The organism is Pandoraea aquatica (assembly GCF_902459565.1).
GTDB lineage: Bacteria > Pseudomonadota > Gammaproteobacteria > Burkholderiales > Burkholderiaceae > Pandoraea > Pandoraea aquatica.
In genome coordinates this window covers 25013-40043 of sequence record NZ_CABPSN010000011.1, presented here as the reverse complement: position 1 = coordinate 40043, position 15031 = coordinate 25013, and the positions used below count along the sequence as shown (strand labels likewise).

The window sequence follows — 15031 nt, the reverse complement described above, 5'->3', positions numbered from 1 at the left end:
AGCCGACGACAGGTCGGCGGTGATCGATCAAGCAGGACGTACGAAAACGAAGAAGCCCGCATTGGCGGGCTTCTTTGCGTTTACCTTCCCGATAGCCGACGCGGCCATCGGGGGCAACAATGCCTTACTTCGCGAACGACTTCGCCAGGAATTCGAGCGCACGACCGTGGGCCAGTGCGGCCGACGGCTGGTGGTACGACTCGCGCGACCAGCAGTTGAAGCCGTGATCTGCATTCGGGTACACGAACACTTCGGTGTTCGGACGCGACTTCACGGCATCGCTCACCTGCGTGACGATGTCCGGCGTGATGTGGCTGTCGAGCGCGCCATAGTGGAACTGCGTCGGCACGTTGAGGTTGGCCGCTTCGCTCAGATAGTTGTGAATGCCGCCACCGTAGTACGGCACAGCAGCGTCGACCAGACCGCGCGCGGCGCTCAGGTACGACAGCAGACCGCCGAAGCAGTAGCCGATGGCGGCGACCTTGGCACCCGCGTCCAGCTTGCCGCGCAGGGCCTTCACCGTCGCTTCGACGTCTTTAACCGCTTTCTCGACGTCGACCGCCTTGCGCAGCTCCATCGCACGGCCCCAGTCGTCGCCCGAGTAACCGAGTTCGACGCGCGGTGCCGAGCGCCAGAAGATGTCCGGCGCGAGCACGACATAACCGTCCATTGCGTACTGATCGGCCACGCCACGAATGTGCTCGTTCACGCCGAAGATTTCCTGCACCAGCACGACGCCCTGCGCGTTCGCCGTCTTACCATTCGGCGGCAATGCCAGATAGGCATCGAAGGCGCCATCCACGGTTTCAACACGAATCCATTGACTGTTCGACACGGAAGTTGCTCCATCAAAAAGGGGGAAATGCCTGCGCCCTGACATCGAAGAACGCCCGTGGGGGGATCGGGCGCGGCCACTCGATACGTTCGAACCGGCCAGACGCAGTTAGGCCGGATCAGTATAGGGACTTTTGAGACGCTTCACAGCGCGCCGAAAAGCCCGCCGGATAAGGCGCGACGCCACTTCACGCGACACACCCCGGGACCTTCTGACGCAGAAATCACGCCTCGTCGCCCGTCACGCGCCGCCCATCGTTTCGACGTCCGAACCCGCAAGCGGTCAGTCAGACGCCTTCGCGAGCGCCGCTTCCAGCAGTTTCACCACGCCGCCGAACCCCGCCACCTGCGCGGAATCGATACCGTACAGCGCGCTAAGCGACGGTCCGGGATTCAGGAAATCCACACGCACGTCGTCCGCGCTCGCCGCCCACACCATCACTTTCAATGGCAGTTCCAGCCCTGCATGAGGGTTTGCGGCCATCACGGGCGTACCGCCCTTCGGATTGCCGAACAGCACCAGACGGGTCGGGCGCAGCGATGTACCCGCCGAGGCTGCCGCCGCGCTCTGGTCGATGTCGGCGAAGATGGTCATGCCGTGCTGCTTGAGTGTGTCGATCACGCGGGTGAGCGTGGCGTAGAAGTCGACCGGGCTGCGCAGCGACGTAACGCTCGCCGGATGCGCATGCCCGGTGGTTGGGGCAGATTCGTTGGCTTGGGTGGCTTCGGTGGTCATACAGGCTCCTCGGACACTGAGGCAGAATGGACAACTGCGAGACAACAACGCCCGCGCAAAGTTTGCCGGGCAGCCGCGCCAGTGTACCGCCGCCTTGCGGTGCGCATCATCCCCTCAAGGCAACGCTGACGCCGCTCGTCTGCCGCCGTCACCGGTCGATCTCAACGGCCATCACACCCTGCCCGCCTTACATGCCGTTACCGCCCCGCTGTCTGCCGTTCGGGGCGCGTTACGCTTGGCCCCGTCGTTCGACAATTCAGTGAACGCATTTGATACGGAGTCCATATGATTAAGATTTCCATGCGCCAGACCGTGAGCAGGCTTGCGCTGATGCTCGCGCTGACGGCCACCGGCATCAGCCTGCCCGCTGCTGCGGCAACCACCGATGCACCGCCCCCGGCGCGCGCGCAAGCCACCACGCCGGGCGAGATGCCGCCGCCTGCGCCGGGTATGGGCCCGCACTTCGGTGGCGCCGGTCCGCGTGGCCCGATGGGTCCCGCGGGTCACGGCGGTCCGGGCTTCGCTGCGGCTCGCACCATCGAAGAGATCGCGCATCTCTATCGCATCGGCGGCCACCCGGAGAACGTCCTGCCGTTCTACCGCGAAACGCTGACGCAAACGCGCGATCCGATGCTGCGCCACCACTTGCGCGAGGCCATTGCGCGTGAGGAATTGAAGCCTTCAGACACCACGGCGGCCATCGCCACGTTGCGCGCACAACTGAGCGAAGACCTCGCCGCACTCCCCTCGCCCGACGCCAAGCGTCGCTAAGTTGCGACATTCGCCGCACCTCGCGACGCTGCGTCAACGGGTGCGCTGCTCGCGCGTCAGAACGTGTACTTCGCCCCAACGTTCACCAGCACGCCACGCATGCCGGCCGTGCCGAAGCTCTTCTGATACGACACGCGACCGTACAGCGAGAAGCTCGCCCCCTGCACGCTGTTCACCCCCAGCGAGAACATCATCGAATCGCCGTACTTCCCGGTCTGGAACATCGCGTCGCTGACCTGAACGCTGGTGCCGCCCACGAACGCGTGGATGACGTCGAACCCGAAGTACGGCGTGATGCGTCCGGTGCTGACGTCGAAGGGACGCGTGAGCCGCACGCCAAGCCGTCCGGTGAACTGGTTCTGTGAGCCGATGTTGACGGAGAGTCCATCGGCATCGGTCACATTGTCGAAGCCGAGGTGCTGACCGACGAACTGCAATTGCGGTTCGAGATTCATGCCATACGCGAGTGCGAGCGGATACCCGGCTTCGATGGACGCCGCGTAGCTATTGCCCCGCATCGGCGCGACGTCGCCGCGCGCCTCAGTCGTCGTGCGCCCGTTGAACCAGCCGACCGACGCGATGCCGTCCACGTACCAGCCCTGCTGGCTCTGATACGTTCCGTAGCCATACAGACGATAGACGCTGGCGCGCGTGGTGCTCGGCCCGTCGATAGCGTTGGGCTCGTAATGCAGCCACCCCATTGAACCGGCTGCGCCGAAGCGCCACGTGCCGTTGTCCGTGAAGTGTTTGAAGAGATTGCCGCCAATCTGAATCGCACCGTAGTCGGCATTCATGTCGTAGCCGAACGCCTGAAAGCTCTGGTTGGAACGGTACTTGAAGCTACCGCCGTAACCGCGCATGAACATCTCGCCCGGCCCGCGATCGCGGCCAAGAATCCGGTCGTCGCGCACTTCGCCCAAGCGCCGGTGCAGCGAATCGATATCCGTCATCCCCGCTTGCAGGAAGGCCGCCGGTGCGCTCAGATAAGACGCCACCTGCGGCGCGACCTCACGCCGCGCATCCGGCGGCACCGGCACGTCGACACCGCCCCCCGGGTTGCCCGGCTCCTCGGGGTCCACCCCGCCGCCGGGCGACACGTAGGCGCTCTGCAACCGGTAGTCCCAATAGCCCGCGCCAGTGCCCACGAGATTCTGCGTCGGGTCAGCCGTCCCGTGTGCGGAACCGGGGCCGTAGGCATAGATCCGGTACTCGTAGGGCGAATTCGGGGCCACCACATACCCGCCCGGCAGATTGAACGCGTTGAACGTCGATGTCCCGGCCACCTGCACCAGCGAAATCCCTTCGCTGTTATTGATTACCCCACTGGGCGACGTCAGCGCGCCCGGGCTGCCCGTCGTCGGTTTGATGCGCAGCGTTGTCGTGCCGCTCGCGCTGCCCTGAATCAGCAGACGGTCGGTGTACTGATTCGACAGCGCACCGCCTGCGTTCAGATACGTGTTGAGTGCGACGTTGCCGCTGCCGCCGACGTAGCCGTTGCCGATCGTCACATTGCGATACGACCCCTGACTGGTCGGCGCGGAGGTGAGCAGCGCCGTCACCGGAAAATCGATCAGGCTGTTGGTGTTGTTCAGCTCTGTGACATTGGATGACGCCGTCACATGCCACACGCTGTTGTTGCTCAGGTTGACGAGCGACGTGCTGCTGGTGTCCGTGTAAATTCGGCCGGTGATGGTCGAGTTGCTGGCGTCGAGATTGAGCGTCGCGCCGAGCCCGGATCGGGTGGACGCATTGATTGCCCCACCCCCGCCGCTCAGCGTCGAGTTCGTCAGATTGACGTTGGCGATGCCGCCGTAGATCCACAACGCGACGCCGTTGTCCGACGTCACCGATGTGTCCTGCAACGTCATGTTGTAGCCACCCGCGCGCGGTGGGGCGGCGATACCGGCGCGCGACACGGCGGCCAGTGTGGGCGACGGCACGTCGCTACCGAGATCCGTCGGTGCAGTGGGCACCGGTGTGTCGATAGCGAACGGCGGCGCCGGATCGGTCGAGAGAAGCAGCGGGGTCGTCGCAGGCAAGGTCGGCAGGCCAGGCGTCGGGGCCGACGTCAGAACACCGCTTAACGTCTGCGGCGCGTCGAACACAATGGCGGCCGTGCCTGCGCCCGTGGCGCGTATCGTCGCGCCGGTCGCGTTGAACATGCCGCCGTTCTGAATACGTACGGCGTACGCATTGGTCCCCGCGGTGGTAATCGACGTCCCCGCGCCGGTCGCGCTGCTGCGCAACAGGTTGACCGTGCCCGCGTTGGCGAAGATGCCGTAGGTGCTCGCCTGATCGGTCGTGATGGAGCCACCGGCGAAGTTGGTCGTGCTGCCCGTCCACCCATAAATGCCGTAGGCCTGCGTGCCGTGCGTGGCGATGGCGAAGTCGGAGAGATTCACCGTCGCCGCGCCACTGCCGGCAAGCAAACCGTAGGCCGTCTGCCCCTGCGTGGTGATCGAGCCGCCGTTCAGCGTGGCTGTCGTGCTGCCGGAGATCCACATGCCGTAGGCGGAGGTGCCTTGCGTGTTCACCGCGACCTGCGATCCGGTGACGGTCGACGTGCCGTTCACGAGCAAGCCGTAGGTCGAGTTCTGCGTGGTCGAGAGACTCAACCGGTTCAGGTTGCCGTTCGCCGTACCGATACGCACGGCGTGGCTACCCGCCCCGGTCGTGCTGACCGTCACGGTGCCGGGCGTGTTGGGATCCGCGTTCGTGTTCAGCGTGCCGCCCGACTCGGCGTTCAGGCCGAGATTGCCAGCCACCGCTGTCGTGATAGTCGAGTTGCCATTAATTGTGGCGATGGAGCCGTTGTACACCTGCACACCGCCCGCACCTGCACCTGTGCCCGTGCCGACCGCACCTTTCGACGTCACCGTCGAGTTCGTGAGCGTGATGTTGCTGCCGCCCCAGGAACGCACGCCCCAGCTGTCCTGACCGTTCACGGTGATCGATGTGTCGCTCAGATTGATGGTCGACGTTGCGCCGTAGGGCCGCATGCCGTCGGCCTTCAGGCCTGTGGTCACAATGGTCACGTTGGCACCGGTCAGTACCGAGTTGCCTTGCGACGATTCAGGCATGTAGACGCCGTGAACCATCTCGCCGACGCCCGTCAGCAACACACCCGCCTGACTCGCCACGATATTGACGGTGCCGTTCGCGATGTAAAGCGCATCGTTCGGTGCTCCCGCGTAGTAATCGGAGGTCACCGACACCACCCCGGGAACACCCAAATTCGGATTTATCGTCACGCTCGCGCCGCGAAACACCGAGATCCCGGCACCTCCGAGTTGTGCCGGATACGGCGGCACAGGGTGAATCGTCACGCCCCCCTGAATGACGCCGACCGGCACGACATTGCCGTCGTAATACTGTTCGTACGTTAGCGTGGTGCCGGAGACGATTTCGGGTAGCGGATAGGTTTGTGCGTGCACGGCCCCTGCGAGCAGGAAGACCAGAGAAGCCGCCGTCGCGACGGGATGGCGACGGGGCAAGCGTTCGTGCTTGGCGTGAGTCACTCTACCTCCTGGGGGATGGAGTCAAGCAGACACATCAGTAGCAATACGAAGCATTGGAAACAAAGCATCTCAGAGGATGCTTGGGTAAACACTAAACCAATCGCTTCGAAAACTACAGCGCGCGCACGCGTCGATACGCCGATATTTCAGCGCGTATCGAGAACTAACTATTTAAATCATCGAATCCGGTTTTCTTATCGTAATTTTAATTACCGGAATGTTGCTTTCACGCGCATGAGGGACGCGCGGCATCGTCATGCGCATGTCGTGAATCACGTCTTCGCGGTCTCCATGATCCGTTCGTTCCACTGCGGCAGCCACTCCAGCAAGAACTGCGCGAATCCTTCCGCCGCTGGCGACGGTGCGCGCGACAGCGACCGGTAAACACAAACCTGCCGGATCGTCTCGGGCGAGACCACACGACGCATCAGCAAGCCGAACGGATGGGCGAGCGCCGCCACATAGCCGGGCGTGAGCGTCGCGGCCAGCCCTTGCGAGGCGACGCCGAGTGCCGTCGTCACGTTGTCGACGACATCGATGGAAGTGATACGCGCATCGGGCGGTGCGGACTGACGCATCTGCGCGACGCTGCGCTCGTGATCGCGTCCGGCGGCGACGAGCGGCGTGTCGCGCAGGTCGGTCCATCGCACGCGCTTGCGACGCGCAAGCGGATGCTCTGGCGCGCACCACAACACCCACGGACTATCGAACGCAGGCGTACCGGCCACATGCGCCCCCGTCGCGCGATTCGGGCCGATGGCAATGTCGAGATCGCCGTTGGCGACATGATCGATGAGCGCATCGACAGGCGTATCGACCACACGCACCACGACCTTCGGCCGCGACGCGGCGTATTCGCGAATCGCTGCGGGCAGCGCCATGCTGGCCAGCACCAGCGGTGCACCCACACGCACGATGCCTGCGGCACGGTTGCGCAAGTCGTCGGCCGTTTTCTCGGCCGCCTGCACGTAACGCAGCACCGACTCGGCAGACGACAGAAAATCGCGCCCGGCGCTCGAGAGCGCAACGCGCCGCGTGGTGCGATCGAAGATGCGAAAGCCGAGCACCGACTCCAGCTCGGCGACCAACTGACTGATGGCGGACGACGTGAGTCCCAGGCGATTGCCTGCCTCGGCGAAGCTATGCAATTCGGCGATGGCCACCAGTGCTTCGAACTGGCGCAGCGTGACACGGGTCAGGGGCATGGCGTTTCGATTATCAAGTTTCACTTACGAATGGACCAGAATCGATTGATTGTTCCGCAAAGGGGCGTCGCCCACAATCGATTTTCAAAATTCCCCCGTGAACCGAAGATCGAGACGGAGCGAGCCTCATGTTTTCCCATGTCGACGCCTACCCCGGCGACCCTATCCTCAGCCTGAACGAAGCCTTCGGTCAGGATCCCCGCCAGCACAAGGTCAACCTGTCCATCGGCATCTATTTCGACGACGCCGGCCGTCTGCCGGTCATGCAGGCCGTGCGCGAAGCCGAGTCTGCCGTGCTCGCCGACATCGGTCCGCGTCCGTATCTGCCGATGGCCGGCACGCCCGCCTACCGCGACGCTGTGCAAGCCCTCGTCTTTGGCGAGCAGAACGCCGCGCGGCACGAACACCGCATTGCCACCTTGCAGACGCTGGGCGGCGGCGGCGCGTTGCGCGTCGGGGCCGACTTCCTGAAGCGTTACTTCCCCGAAAGCACCGTCTGGATCAGCGACCCGAGCTGGGACAACCATCGCGTGGTGTTCGAGAGCGCCGGATTCCCGGTGCAGTCCTATCCCTATTACGACGATGCCACCGGTGGCCTGCGCTTCGACGCCATGATGGACAAGCTGTCCTCGCTGCCGCCGCAGAGCATCGTGCTGCTGCACGCGTGCTGTCACAACCCGACCGGCGTCGATCTCTCGAAGGCACAGTGGGAAGCGCTCGTGCCGGTGCTGCGCGAGCGCGGACTGATTGCGTTCGTCGACATGGCGTATCAGGGATTCGGCGACGGGCTCGATGCCGACGCCTTCGCGGTTCGCGCACTGACCGACGCGGGCGTGCCGACGGTCGTTGCCAACTCCTTCTCGAAGAACTTCTCGCTGTATGGCGAGCGCTGCGGCGCGTTGTCGGTGGTTTGCGCCACGGCGGACGAAGCGTCGCGCGTGTTCGGCCAGCTGATGGGTACCGTGCGCGCGAACTACAGCAATCCGCCGACGCACGGTGCGCGCCTCGTCGCGCAAGTGCTGACGACACCGTCGCTGCGCAGCGCGTGGCAAGCCGAACTCGACGGCATGCGCACCCGCATTGCGGCGATGCGCGAGCAGATTCATGCGCGTCTGGCACCGCACGTGGCGGGCGAGAAGCTTTCGCGCTACATCGCGCAGCGCGGCATGTTCACGTACACGGGTCTGTCGGCCGCGCAGGCGGACACGCTGCGCGAGACACACGGCGTCTATCTGCTTCGCTCTGGACGCATGTGCGTCGCGGGCCTGAATACGCGCAACGTCGACACCGTAGCGGATGCCATCGCCCAGGTGCTCACACAGCGCTGACCGGGCATCCACACGGCGCGCATGCTCGCCGCACAACGCTCAAGAAGCATGCTCAACACATAAAACAACGACTGGAGACTTCATGAACACTGCAACGGCTGACGGTGCCCACATTCGCGGGCACTCGACTTCCCACACCTGGCGCGCGGTGATATCGGCGTCCATCGGTAACGCGCTCGAATGGTTCGATCTCGTCGTGTACGGCTTTTTCGCTGTCACGATCTCGAAGCTGTTCTTCCCCACGCACGACGACACGACCTCGCTGCTGCTCACGCTCGGCACATTCGGCGTGTCGTTCTTCATGCGGCCGCTGGGTGCGATTGTGATCGGCGTCTATGCGGATCGACGGGGACGTCGTGAAGCGCTGACGCTCACGATTTTGCTGATGATGGCAGGCACGGCGATCATCGCGTTCATGCCGACGTACGAGACCATCGGCTTGCTCGCACCGGCAGGCATTGTGCTGGCGCGCATGATTCAGGGCTTTTCGGCGGGCGGCGAGTTCGGCAGCGCCACGGCGTTCCTCGCCGAACACGCCCCGCAACGACGTGGCTTCTTCGCGAGCTTTCAGGTCGCGAGTCAGGGGCTGACGACACTACTCGCGGCGGGCTTCGGCGCAGTGCTGACGAGCACGTTGACCCCGGATCAGATGATGAGCTGGGGCTGGCGCGTGCCGTTCCTGTTCGGGCTGCTGATCGGCCCGGTGGCGTATTACATCCGCCGTCACGTGAGCGAGACGCCGGAGTTTCTGGAATCTGAACCGACGCAAACGCCGCTACGCGACACGTTGAGCCATCAGAAGATGCGCCTGTTGCTGGCGGTCGGCGCGGTGGTCGTCGCGACGGTATCGACGTATCTGGTGCTGTACATGCCGACGTATGCGATCAAGCAGCTGGGCTTGCCCGCGTCGGTCGCGTTCGCGGCGACGGTCGCAACGGGGATCGTGCAGATGTTCCTGTCGCCGGTCGTCGGCGCGTGGTCGGATCGTGTGGGACGTGCGAAACCGATGATGATCGCCGCCGCGCTGCTGCTCGTGACGATCTGGCCGATGTTCTGGCTGCTGTCGACGCACCCGAGCTTCGGCGTGATGCTGGCATTGCAAACGGTGTTGGGCGTGTTGATGACGATGTACTTTGCGCCGCTCCCGGCGCTGGCCTCGGAGATCTTCCCGGTGAAGACGCGCACGACGGGCCTGTCGCTGTCGTACAACCTGTCGGTGACGTTCTTCGGCGGCTTCGCCCCGTTCATTCTGACCTGGCTGATCACCGCGACGGGCAGCAAACTCGCGCCGAGCTTCTACATGATGGCCGCCGCCGCCGTGGGACTGATGGCGCTCAGTCAGGTGTACCGCCACACGGGCGTGCGTTGATCAGCGCGCGTCATCCGAACCCACAAGAAAGGGGCACCGCAGTGCCCCTTCTCTATTGCGTCGACAACGACGAACGACGACTTACTGCGGGTACAACCCATGCACCCGACCGAACAGTCGGGTCAGGCCCAGCAGCGCGTCGATGTTCGGGGTCGCTACGCCGACACGCTGACCGATCTCGCGCACCACGCTGACCAATGCGTCGAGTTCGATGGGACGATTCGCTTCCACGTCTTGCAACATCGACGTCTTGAACGCCCCCAGCTTTGCCGTCACCTGATGACGGTCTTCCGGCGACTGGTCGATGGCGCAGCCGATCTTCGCACCGATGGCCGCCGCCTCGCGCATGGCCGCCGAGCAGAAGTCGCGCACCAGCGGATCGTCGAGCAACCGGTCGATGGTCGCGCCCGTGATCGCCGACACCGGGTTCATCGTCAGATTGCCCCAGAGCTTGTACCAGATGTCCAGACGCACGTTCTCCGACGCCTTCGCCTCGAAGCCCGCACGCTCAAGCAGCGCCGCCAGACGCTGCACGCGCTCGCTCGCACCGCCGCCCGGCTCACCGATAATCAGTCCACGGCCCATCTTGTGATCGACCAGCCCCGGCTCCGGCGTCGAAGCGCTTGCGTGCACCACGCAACCGATCACGTTCGCCAGCGGAATCGCCGCACCGATGGCACCCTCCGGATCGATGCTCGTCAGCGTCGCATCGCCACCGCTCGCTCCATCCGCAAACCCTGGGACGCCCTGGCAGAACCACCACGGCACGCCATTCATCGCCGGTAACACGAGTGTTTGCGGACCGAGCAACGGCACCACCGACGCCGCGACCTGCGCCAGCGCCGGCCCCTTCACCGCGATCACCACCAGATCCTGCTCGCCAAGCTTCGCCGCGTCTTCCAACGGATGCGCCGCCGCCACCGGGCCGGTCGCCAGCGTCTCGCCCTGCCTGACTCGCCAGCCCCGCTCACGCAGTGCGGCCAGCGTCGCGCCGCGCGCCAGCGCGCTGACCTGCGCCTCGCCCGTTGCCGCGAGTCGTTGCCCGATCAGTCCACCGATGGCACCCGCGCCAATGATCGTCACCTTCATCCGTTCACTCCGGTTGATGTGCCGCGAGACGATAGTTCTCTTTGAATCGCTCCGGCACACGTTCGTCAAAACCCAGCGCCACACGGCGCACTTCCGGACTATCGCCCGGCGGATGGCCCACACCGAGCGCCGCCGCGCGCGGCGCATCGATCTGCACGACCCGCCCGGACAACCGCCCCAATCCCGTAATCTCGCATTCCACCAGATCGCCCGCATCCACCGAACGCGAATGACAGGGCGTGCCCATCAGAATGACGTCGCCCGGCAACAGCGTGATGTGACGCGCAATGTCCGCGATCACGTAATGCGGACCCCAGATCGTCTCGTCGCCGATGTGCGCTTCCTGCACGACGCGTCCGTTGCGATAGGTGCGCAACGTCTGCTCGAACAGATTCACGCCTCGCACAATACCCGGTCCGATGGGCAGCAGCGTGTCCGCGCCCTTCACCCGCAGCATCGATCCCTGATCGGTGTCGCGAAAGTCCTGCAAGCCCATGTCCAGCGCCGGACAAAAGCCCTCGATGTAATCCCATGCTTCGTCGGGCAGCACGTTGCGACACGTGCGCCCGATCACCACGGCATATTCGCTTTCGTAGTTCAGATACCGGCAATCGCTCGGCTTCAGAATCTGACCGTCATGTCCGTTCAGCGACGTCGTCGGCTTCATGAAGTACGTCGGCGTGTCGGTGGGCTTGGGCTTATTGCGCGTCTCCATGCTACGCGAGCGATAGGAGATGTGCACGGCGATGATCTTCGACGGATTCACCGGCGGCAGATGCGTCACCGTTTGCGGATCGACGAGACGTCCGTCGTCGAGCCGCAGCATGCCCTGTGACGCACCGCCCTCTTCGACAATCGTGCCCCAGTACGCACTGCCGCCCAGCAGAATATGGCGACGCTCGACACGCGGGCCACGCATCACCGCAGGCAATTCACGCAGCGGAAATTCGAAATCCATGATGTCGCCTCGTCAGATCGTGTCGAACCAGATGTGCACGTTACCCGTGCCACGCGCGTTCTCGTAGTCGGACAGCACCGTGCCCGCACTGCGGCATTCGGCCCCGCCGAGCGCACCGACCATCTGCAAATAGTGCGCGCCGTGCGCTTCCCACGGACGCTTCCGGTAGTCCGTATCCCAGTCCGCCAGAATCCGGTCGTGACGCCCCTCGCGAAACGCTTCGATGGCGCGCTTGTCGCTCTCGATGTTCTCCGGACGCGACACATTGCTCTCGTGAAAGATGCGCGGATGATTCGGCTTCCAGTCGATGCCGTTGAACTTGTGACTCAGCGCGCCGGACGCGAGCATCACCACCCGCAAGTCGCTGCGGCGAATCGCCTCGCCAATCACCTCGCCCGATTGCAGGAAGTGCTGCGGCTCGCAGTTCTGACACGAACTCACGGTGACGATCGGCGTTGCTTCGAGGCGCAACTGTTTGATGACGTTGATCGTCGGGTAATGCCGCGCGAGATCCGGATGCTGGACCGCTCGTGCACGCACGCCGCGCTCGCGTGCCACGCCATCGATGGCGAGCGCCAGTTCCGGGTGTCCGCGATAGTCGTACGGCACGCCGTGCAGATACCACGGCATCTCGTCCGACGTGTACATGCCCGAGTAACGCGCGCCGCCGTCGACCAGGTGATAGCCCGTGGTGAACCAGTGCGAATCGAAAATCATGACGACGTCCGGACGCACCGCGTCGATGCGCTCGCGCAACCGCGCGTAACCGGGAATCAAGTCCGAATCCGCGCCCGCGCCCTGCAACACGCGAAACTCCTCACACTGCATCAGGCCGGGGTGATGCGACACCAGCGCCGCGCCAACGATCTGTCCCATGCTGCTCTCCTCTTGTCCTGTTGTCTTGCTGATTGTTTTGACGATGCGACGTCGCACCATCAGCGATGGCTGAAGCTCGCTTTGAACGGTTGCTTCGGCACGACGACATCCTTCACGTCGCAGAAGAATTCGAAGCTCCAGTCGCCGCCTTCGCGTCCGACGCCCGAGCGTTTGATGCCGCCGAACGGCGCGGCCAGATCGCGAATGCCGAAGCTGTTGATCCAGATGAACCCCGTACGCACGCGCTCGGCAATCGCGATGGCATGCGCCTCGTCGCCATAGCAAACGCCGCCCAGCCCGTAGTCGGTACCGTTGGCCATGCCGACGACTTCGTCGTCGCTCGCGAACGTTTGCAGCGTGAGCACCGGGCCGAACACTTCCTGCTGCACGATCTCGTCGTGCTGACGCAGATCGGTGAGCAGCGTCGGTGCGAAATACTGCGCGCCGAAGTCATGTCGCGTACCGCCCCACAGCAGGCGAGCGCCGCCCGCGACCGCTCTTTCGACGAACCCCTGCACCCGTTCGAGCTGACGCATGTGGATGATCGGACCGACTTCGGTCGCGGCGTCGCGCGGATCGCCCACGACGAGACGCCCGACCACCTCGCGCAGCTTTTCGATGAACACGGGCGCGACATCCGCATGCACGAGCAGACGCGTCCCCGCAAGGCACACCTGCCCGGCGTTGCGGTACATCAGTGCGGCGGTGGCAGCAGCGGCGTCGAGATCGGCGTCGGCCAACACGATGAACGCCGACTTGCCGCCGAGTTCCAGGCTGCACGGCACGAGGTTGTCGGCGGCCGTCTTCGCGATCCATTTGGCCGTGGCGACCGAGCCGGTGAACGAGATACGTGCGAGCCTCGCATCGCTGACCAGCGCCGCCCCGGTCTGTGGGCCCGAGCCCTGCAACAGGTTGAAGACGCCAGGTGGCAATCCCGCCTCGTGCGCGCAATCCGCCAGCAGCGACGACGTCAGCGGTGCCCACTCGGGCGCTTTGAGCACCACCGTGTTACCGGATGCCAGCGCCGGGCCGATCTTCCACGTCGCCAGCATCAGCGGCGAATTCCACGGCGTGATGATGGCCACGACACCGGCCGGATCGTGACGCACGAGGTGGCGGGCCTGCGGTGTCTCGATCACGCGGTCCTGCAACGTCAGCGCGTGCTCGGCAAACCACGTGATGTTCTGCATGGCGCGCGGCACGACGCCGTGCGCCATGCGTGAGCGAAGCACGCCGGCGTCTGCGCTCTCCAGCGTGGCGAACACGTCGGCGCGTCGGCCGATGGCATCGGCGAAGCGCTGGAGATACGGCTGACGTTGCGCCGCGCTCAGCGCCGCCCATGCGGGAAACGCCAGCGAGGCCGACGTCACCGCAGCATCGACGTGTCCAAGATTGCCGCTGGCGATGTCGCCCAGATGCGTCTGGTCGATGGGCGAGACGCACTCGAACGTCTCGGAGGACGCCACGCGGCGGCCATCGATGTAATGGTCCGGCGACACTGACACGCCGGCGACGTCAAAACGGGTATCACTCATGCCTTCTCTCCAAACTTCGCGGCCAGCGCTCGGCTCGCGCTGGCCAGCAACGTGGTGTCGATACCGACCGCGATGAACGTCACCCCGAGGTCGAGGTAATGTTTCGCCAACGTCTCGTCGACACACAGAATGCCCGCCGCCTTGCCCGCGCGACGAATGCGCGCGATGCCGTCTTCGATTGCCTTGCGCACTTCGGGGTGTGTGGCCTGCCCGAGGTAGCCCATCGATGCCGCAAGATCGGCCGGGCCGATGAACACGCCATGCACGCCATCGACGGCGGCAATCTCATCGACCTGTGCGAGTGCGTCGGCCGTCTCCACCTGCACGAGCAGACACGTCGTATCGTTCGCGGCGTGCAGATAGTCCTCATAGCGATTCCAGCGCGACGAGCGCGCCAGTCCGCTGCCGACACCGCGCGTGCCCTGCGGCGGGTAACGCGTGGCGCTCGCGAGATCGCGCGCCATCGCGGCCGACTCGACCATCGGCACAAGCACGGTCGTCGCGCCGATTTCGAGCACTTGCTTGATGAGCGCGGCGTCGCCGTGTGGCAGACGCACGACCGGGTGCACCGGATAGGGCGCAACGGCCTGCAACGTCGCCAACATCGTGCGCAGATCGTTGGGGGCATGCTCGCCGTCGATCACGAGCCAGTCGAATCCGCTGCCCGCGCACAGCTCGGCGGCGTACGGCGTGGCAAGTCCCATCCACAGGCCGATCTGACGCTCGCCTCGTGCCAGCGCCTGACGGAAGACATTCGGGGGTGTTTTCATGACAAGGGCTTCCTGATGTGAAGGACGCAGACGAAGCGTCAG

At 64.6% G+C, this 15031-nt stretch carries 12 protein-coding genes; 3 read left to right on the top strand and 9 right to left on the bottom strand.

From position 1 onward, the window contains the following. Positions 1-124: 124 nt before the first annotated feature. Entirely contained in the window at positions 125-880 is a 756-nt protein-coding gene (locus PAQ31011_RS24565) for a dienelactone hydrolase family protein (RefSeq protein WP_150578283.1), read from the bottom strand. 237 nt (positions 881-1117) lie between these two features. Continuing rightward, the gene (locus tag PAQ31011_RS24560; RefSeq protein WP_150578282.1) at positions 1118-1570 is read right to left on the bottom strand and encodes a DUF302 domain-containing protein; all 453 of its coding nucleotides are present in this window, start codon (positions 1568-1570) and stop codon (positions 1118-1120) included. Positions 1571-1855: 285 nt separating this feature from the next. Here PAQ31011_RS24560 and PAQ31011_RS24555 point away from each other — a divergent pair, with 285 nt between their 5' ends. Then, the gene (locus PAQ31011_RS24555) at positions 1856-2341 is read left to right on the top strand and encodes a hypothetical protein (RefSeq protein WP_150578281.1); all 486 of its coding nucleotides are present in this window, start codon (positions 1856-1858) and stop codon (positions 2339-2341) included. Between the two features lie 56 nt (positions 2342-2397). Here PAQ31011_RS24555 and PAQ31011_RS24550 read toward each other — a convergent pair whose 3' ends face one another. Next, positions 2398-5859 (bottom strand): autotransporter family protein, encoded by a 3462-nt coding sequence (locus tag PAQ31011_RS24550; protein WP_150578280.1) that lies wholly within the window; start codon positions 5857-5859, stop codon positions 2398-2400. 272 nt (positions 5860-6131) lie between these two features. After that, the gene (locus PAQ31011_RS24545) at positions 6132-7064 is read right to left on the bottom strand and encodes a LysR family transcriptional regulator (RefSeq protein ID WP_150578279.1); all 933 of its coding nucleotides are present in this window, start codon (positions 7062-7064) and stop codon (positions 6132-6134) included. Positions 7065-7192: 128 nt separating this feature from the next. Between PAQ31011_RS24545 and PAQ31011_RS24540 the strand changes: the two genes are divergently transcribed. Next, on the top strand, positions 7193-8392 hold the full coding sequence (locus PAQ31011_RS24540; protein ID WP_150578278.1) for an amino acid aminotransferase: 1200 nt from the start codon (positions 7193-7195) through the stop codon (positions 8390-8392). Positions 8393-8474: 82 nt separating this feature from the next. After that, complete coding sequence (locus PAQ31011_RS24535) at positions 8475-9761, top strand: MFS transporter (RefSeq protein ID WP_150578277.1); 1287 nt, start codon at positions 8475-8477, stop codon at positions 9759-9761. Positions 9762-9842: 81 nt separating this feature from the next. Here PAQ31011_RS24535 and PAQ31011_RS24530 read toward each other — a convergent pair whose 3' ends face one another. The 5 genes from PAQ31011_RS24530 to hpaI are packed head-to-tail and all read right to left on the bottom strand — an operon-like array spanning position 9843 to position 14989. Continuing rightward, positions 9843-10850, bottom strand: coding sequence for a 2-dehydropantoate 2-reductase (locus tag PAQ31011_RS24530; protein ID WP_150578276.1), 1008 nt, complete (start codon positions 10848-10850; stop codon positions 9843-9845). Between the two features lie 4 nt (positions 10851-10854). Further along, positions 10855-11808 carry a fumarylacetoacetate hydrolase family protein gene (locus PAQ31011_RS24525; protein WP_150578275.1) on the bottom strand — a complete coding sequence of 318 codons (954 nt, stop codon included), beginning with the start codon at positions 11806-11808 and terminating at the stop codon, positions 10855-10857. Positions 11809-11820: 12 nt separating this feature from the next. Continuing rightward, on the bottom strand, positions 11821-12684 hold the full coding sequence (locus PAQ31011_RS24520) for a DODA-type extradiol aromatic ring-opening family dioxygenase (RefSeq protein WP_150578274.1): 864 nt from the start codon (positions 12682-12684) through the stop codon (positions 11821-11823). A gap of 59 nt (positions 12685-12743) precedes the next feature. Beyond that, positions 12744-14219 carry an aldehyde dehydrogenase family protein gene (locus tag PAQ31011_RS24515; RefSeq protein ID WP_150578273.1) on the bottom strand — a complete coding sequence of 492 codons (1476 nt, stop codon included), beginning with the start codon at positions 14217-14219 and terminating at the stop codon, positions 12744-12746. Further along, a complete protein-coding gene (gene hpaI / locus PAQ31011_RS24510; RefSeq protein ID WP_150578272.1) occupies positions 14216-14989 on the bottom strand; it encodes a 4-hydroxy-2-oxoheptanedioate aldolase in 774 nt (257 codons plus the stop codon). Before hpaI ends, PAQ31011_RS24515 begins: the two co-directional genes overlap by 4 nt. Positions 14990-15031 lie beyond the last annotated feature (42 nt).

Coding starts and splice junctions, on each gene's coding strand:
- PAQ31011_RS24530 (WP_150578276.1), bottom strand. CDS start 10,850: ATGAAGGTGACGATCATTGGCGCGGGTGCCATCGGTGGACTGATCGGG.
- PAQ31011_RS24515 (WP_150578273.1), bottom strand. CDS start 14,219: ATGAGTGATACCCGTTTTGACGTCGCCGGCGTGTCAGTGTCGCCGGAC.
- PAQ31011_RS24565 (WP_150578283.1), bottom strand. CDS start 880: ATGTCAGGGCGCAGGCATTTCCCCCTTTTTGATGGAGCAACTTCCGTG.
- PAQ31011_RS24525 (WP_150578275.1), bottom strand. CDS start 11,808: ATGGATTTCGAATTTCCGCTGCGTGAATTGCCTGCGGTGATGCGTGGC.
- hpaI (WP_150578272.1), bottom strand. CDS start 14,989: ATGAAAACACCCCCGAATGTCTTCCGTCAGGCGCTGGCACGAGGCGAG.
- PAQ31011_RS24545 (WP_150578279.1), bottom strand. CDS start 7,064: ATGCCCCTGACCCGTGTCACGCTGCGCCAGTTCGAAGCACTGGTGGCC.
- PAQ31011_RS24560 (WP_150578282.1), bottom strand. CDS start 1,570: ATGACCACCGAAGCCACCCAAGCCAACGAATCTGCCCCAACCACCGGG.
- PAQ31011_RS24540 (WP_150578278.1), top strand. CDS start 7,193: ATGTTTTCCCATGTCGACGCCTACCCCGGCGACCCTATCCTCAGCCTG.
- PAQ31011_RS24555 (WP_150578281.1), top strand. CDS start 1,856: ATGATTAAGATTTCCATGCGCCAGACCGTGAGCAGGCTTGCGCTGATG.
- PAQ31011_RS24535 (WP_150578277.1), top strand. CDS start 8,475: ATGAACACTGCAACGGCTGACGGTGCCCACATTCGCGGGCACTCGACT.
- PAQ31011_RS24520 (WP_150578274.1), bottom strand. CDS start 12,684: ATGGGACAGATCGTTGGCGCGGCGCTGGTGTCGCATCACCCCGGCCTG.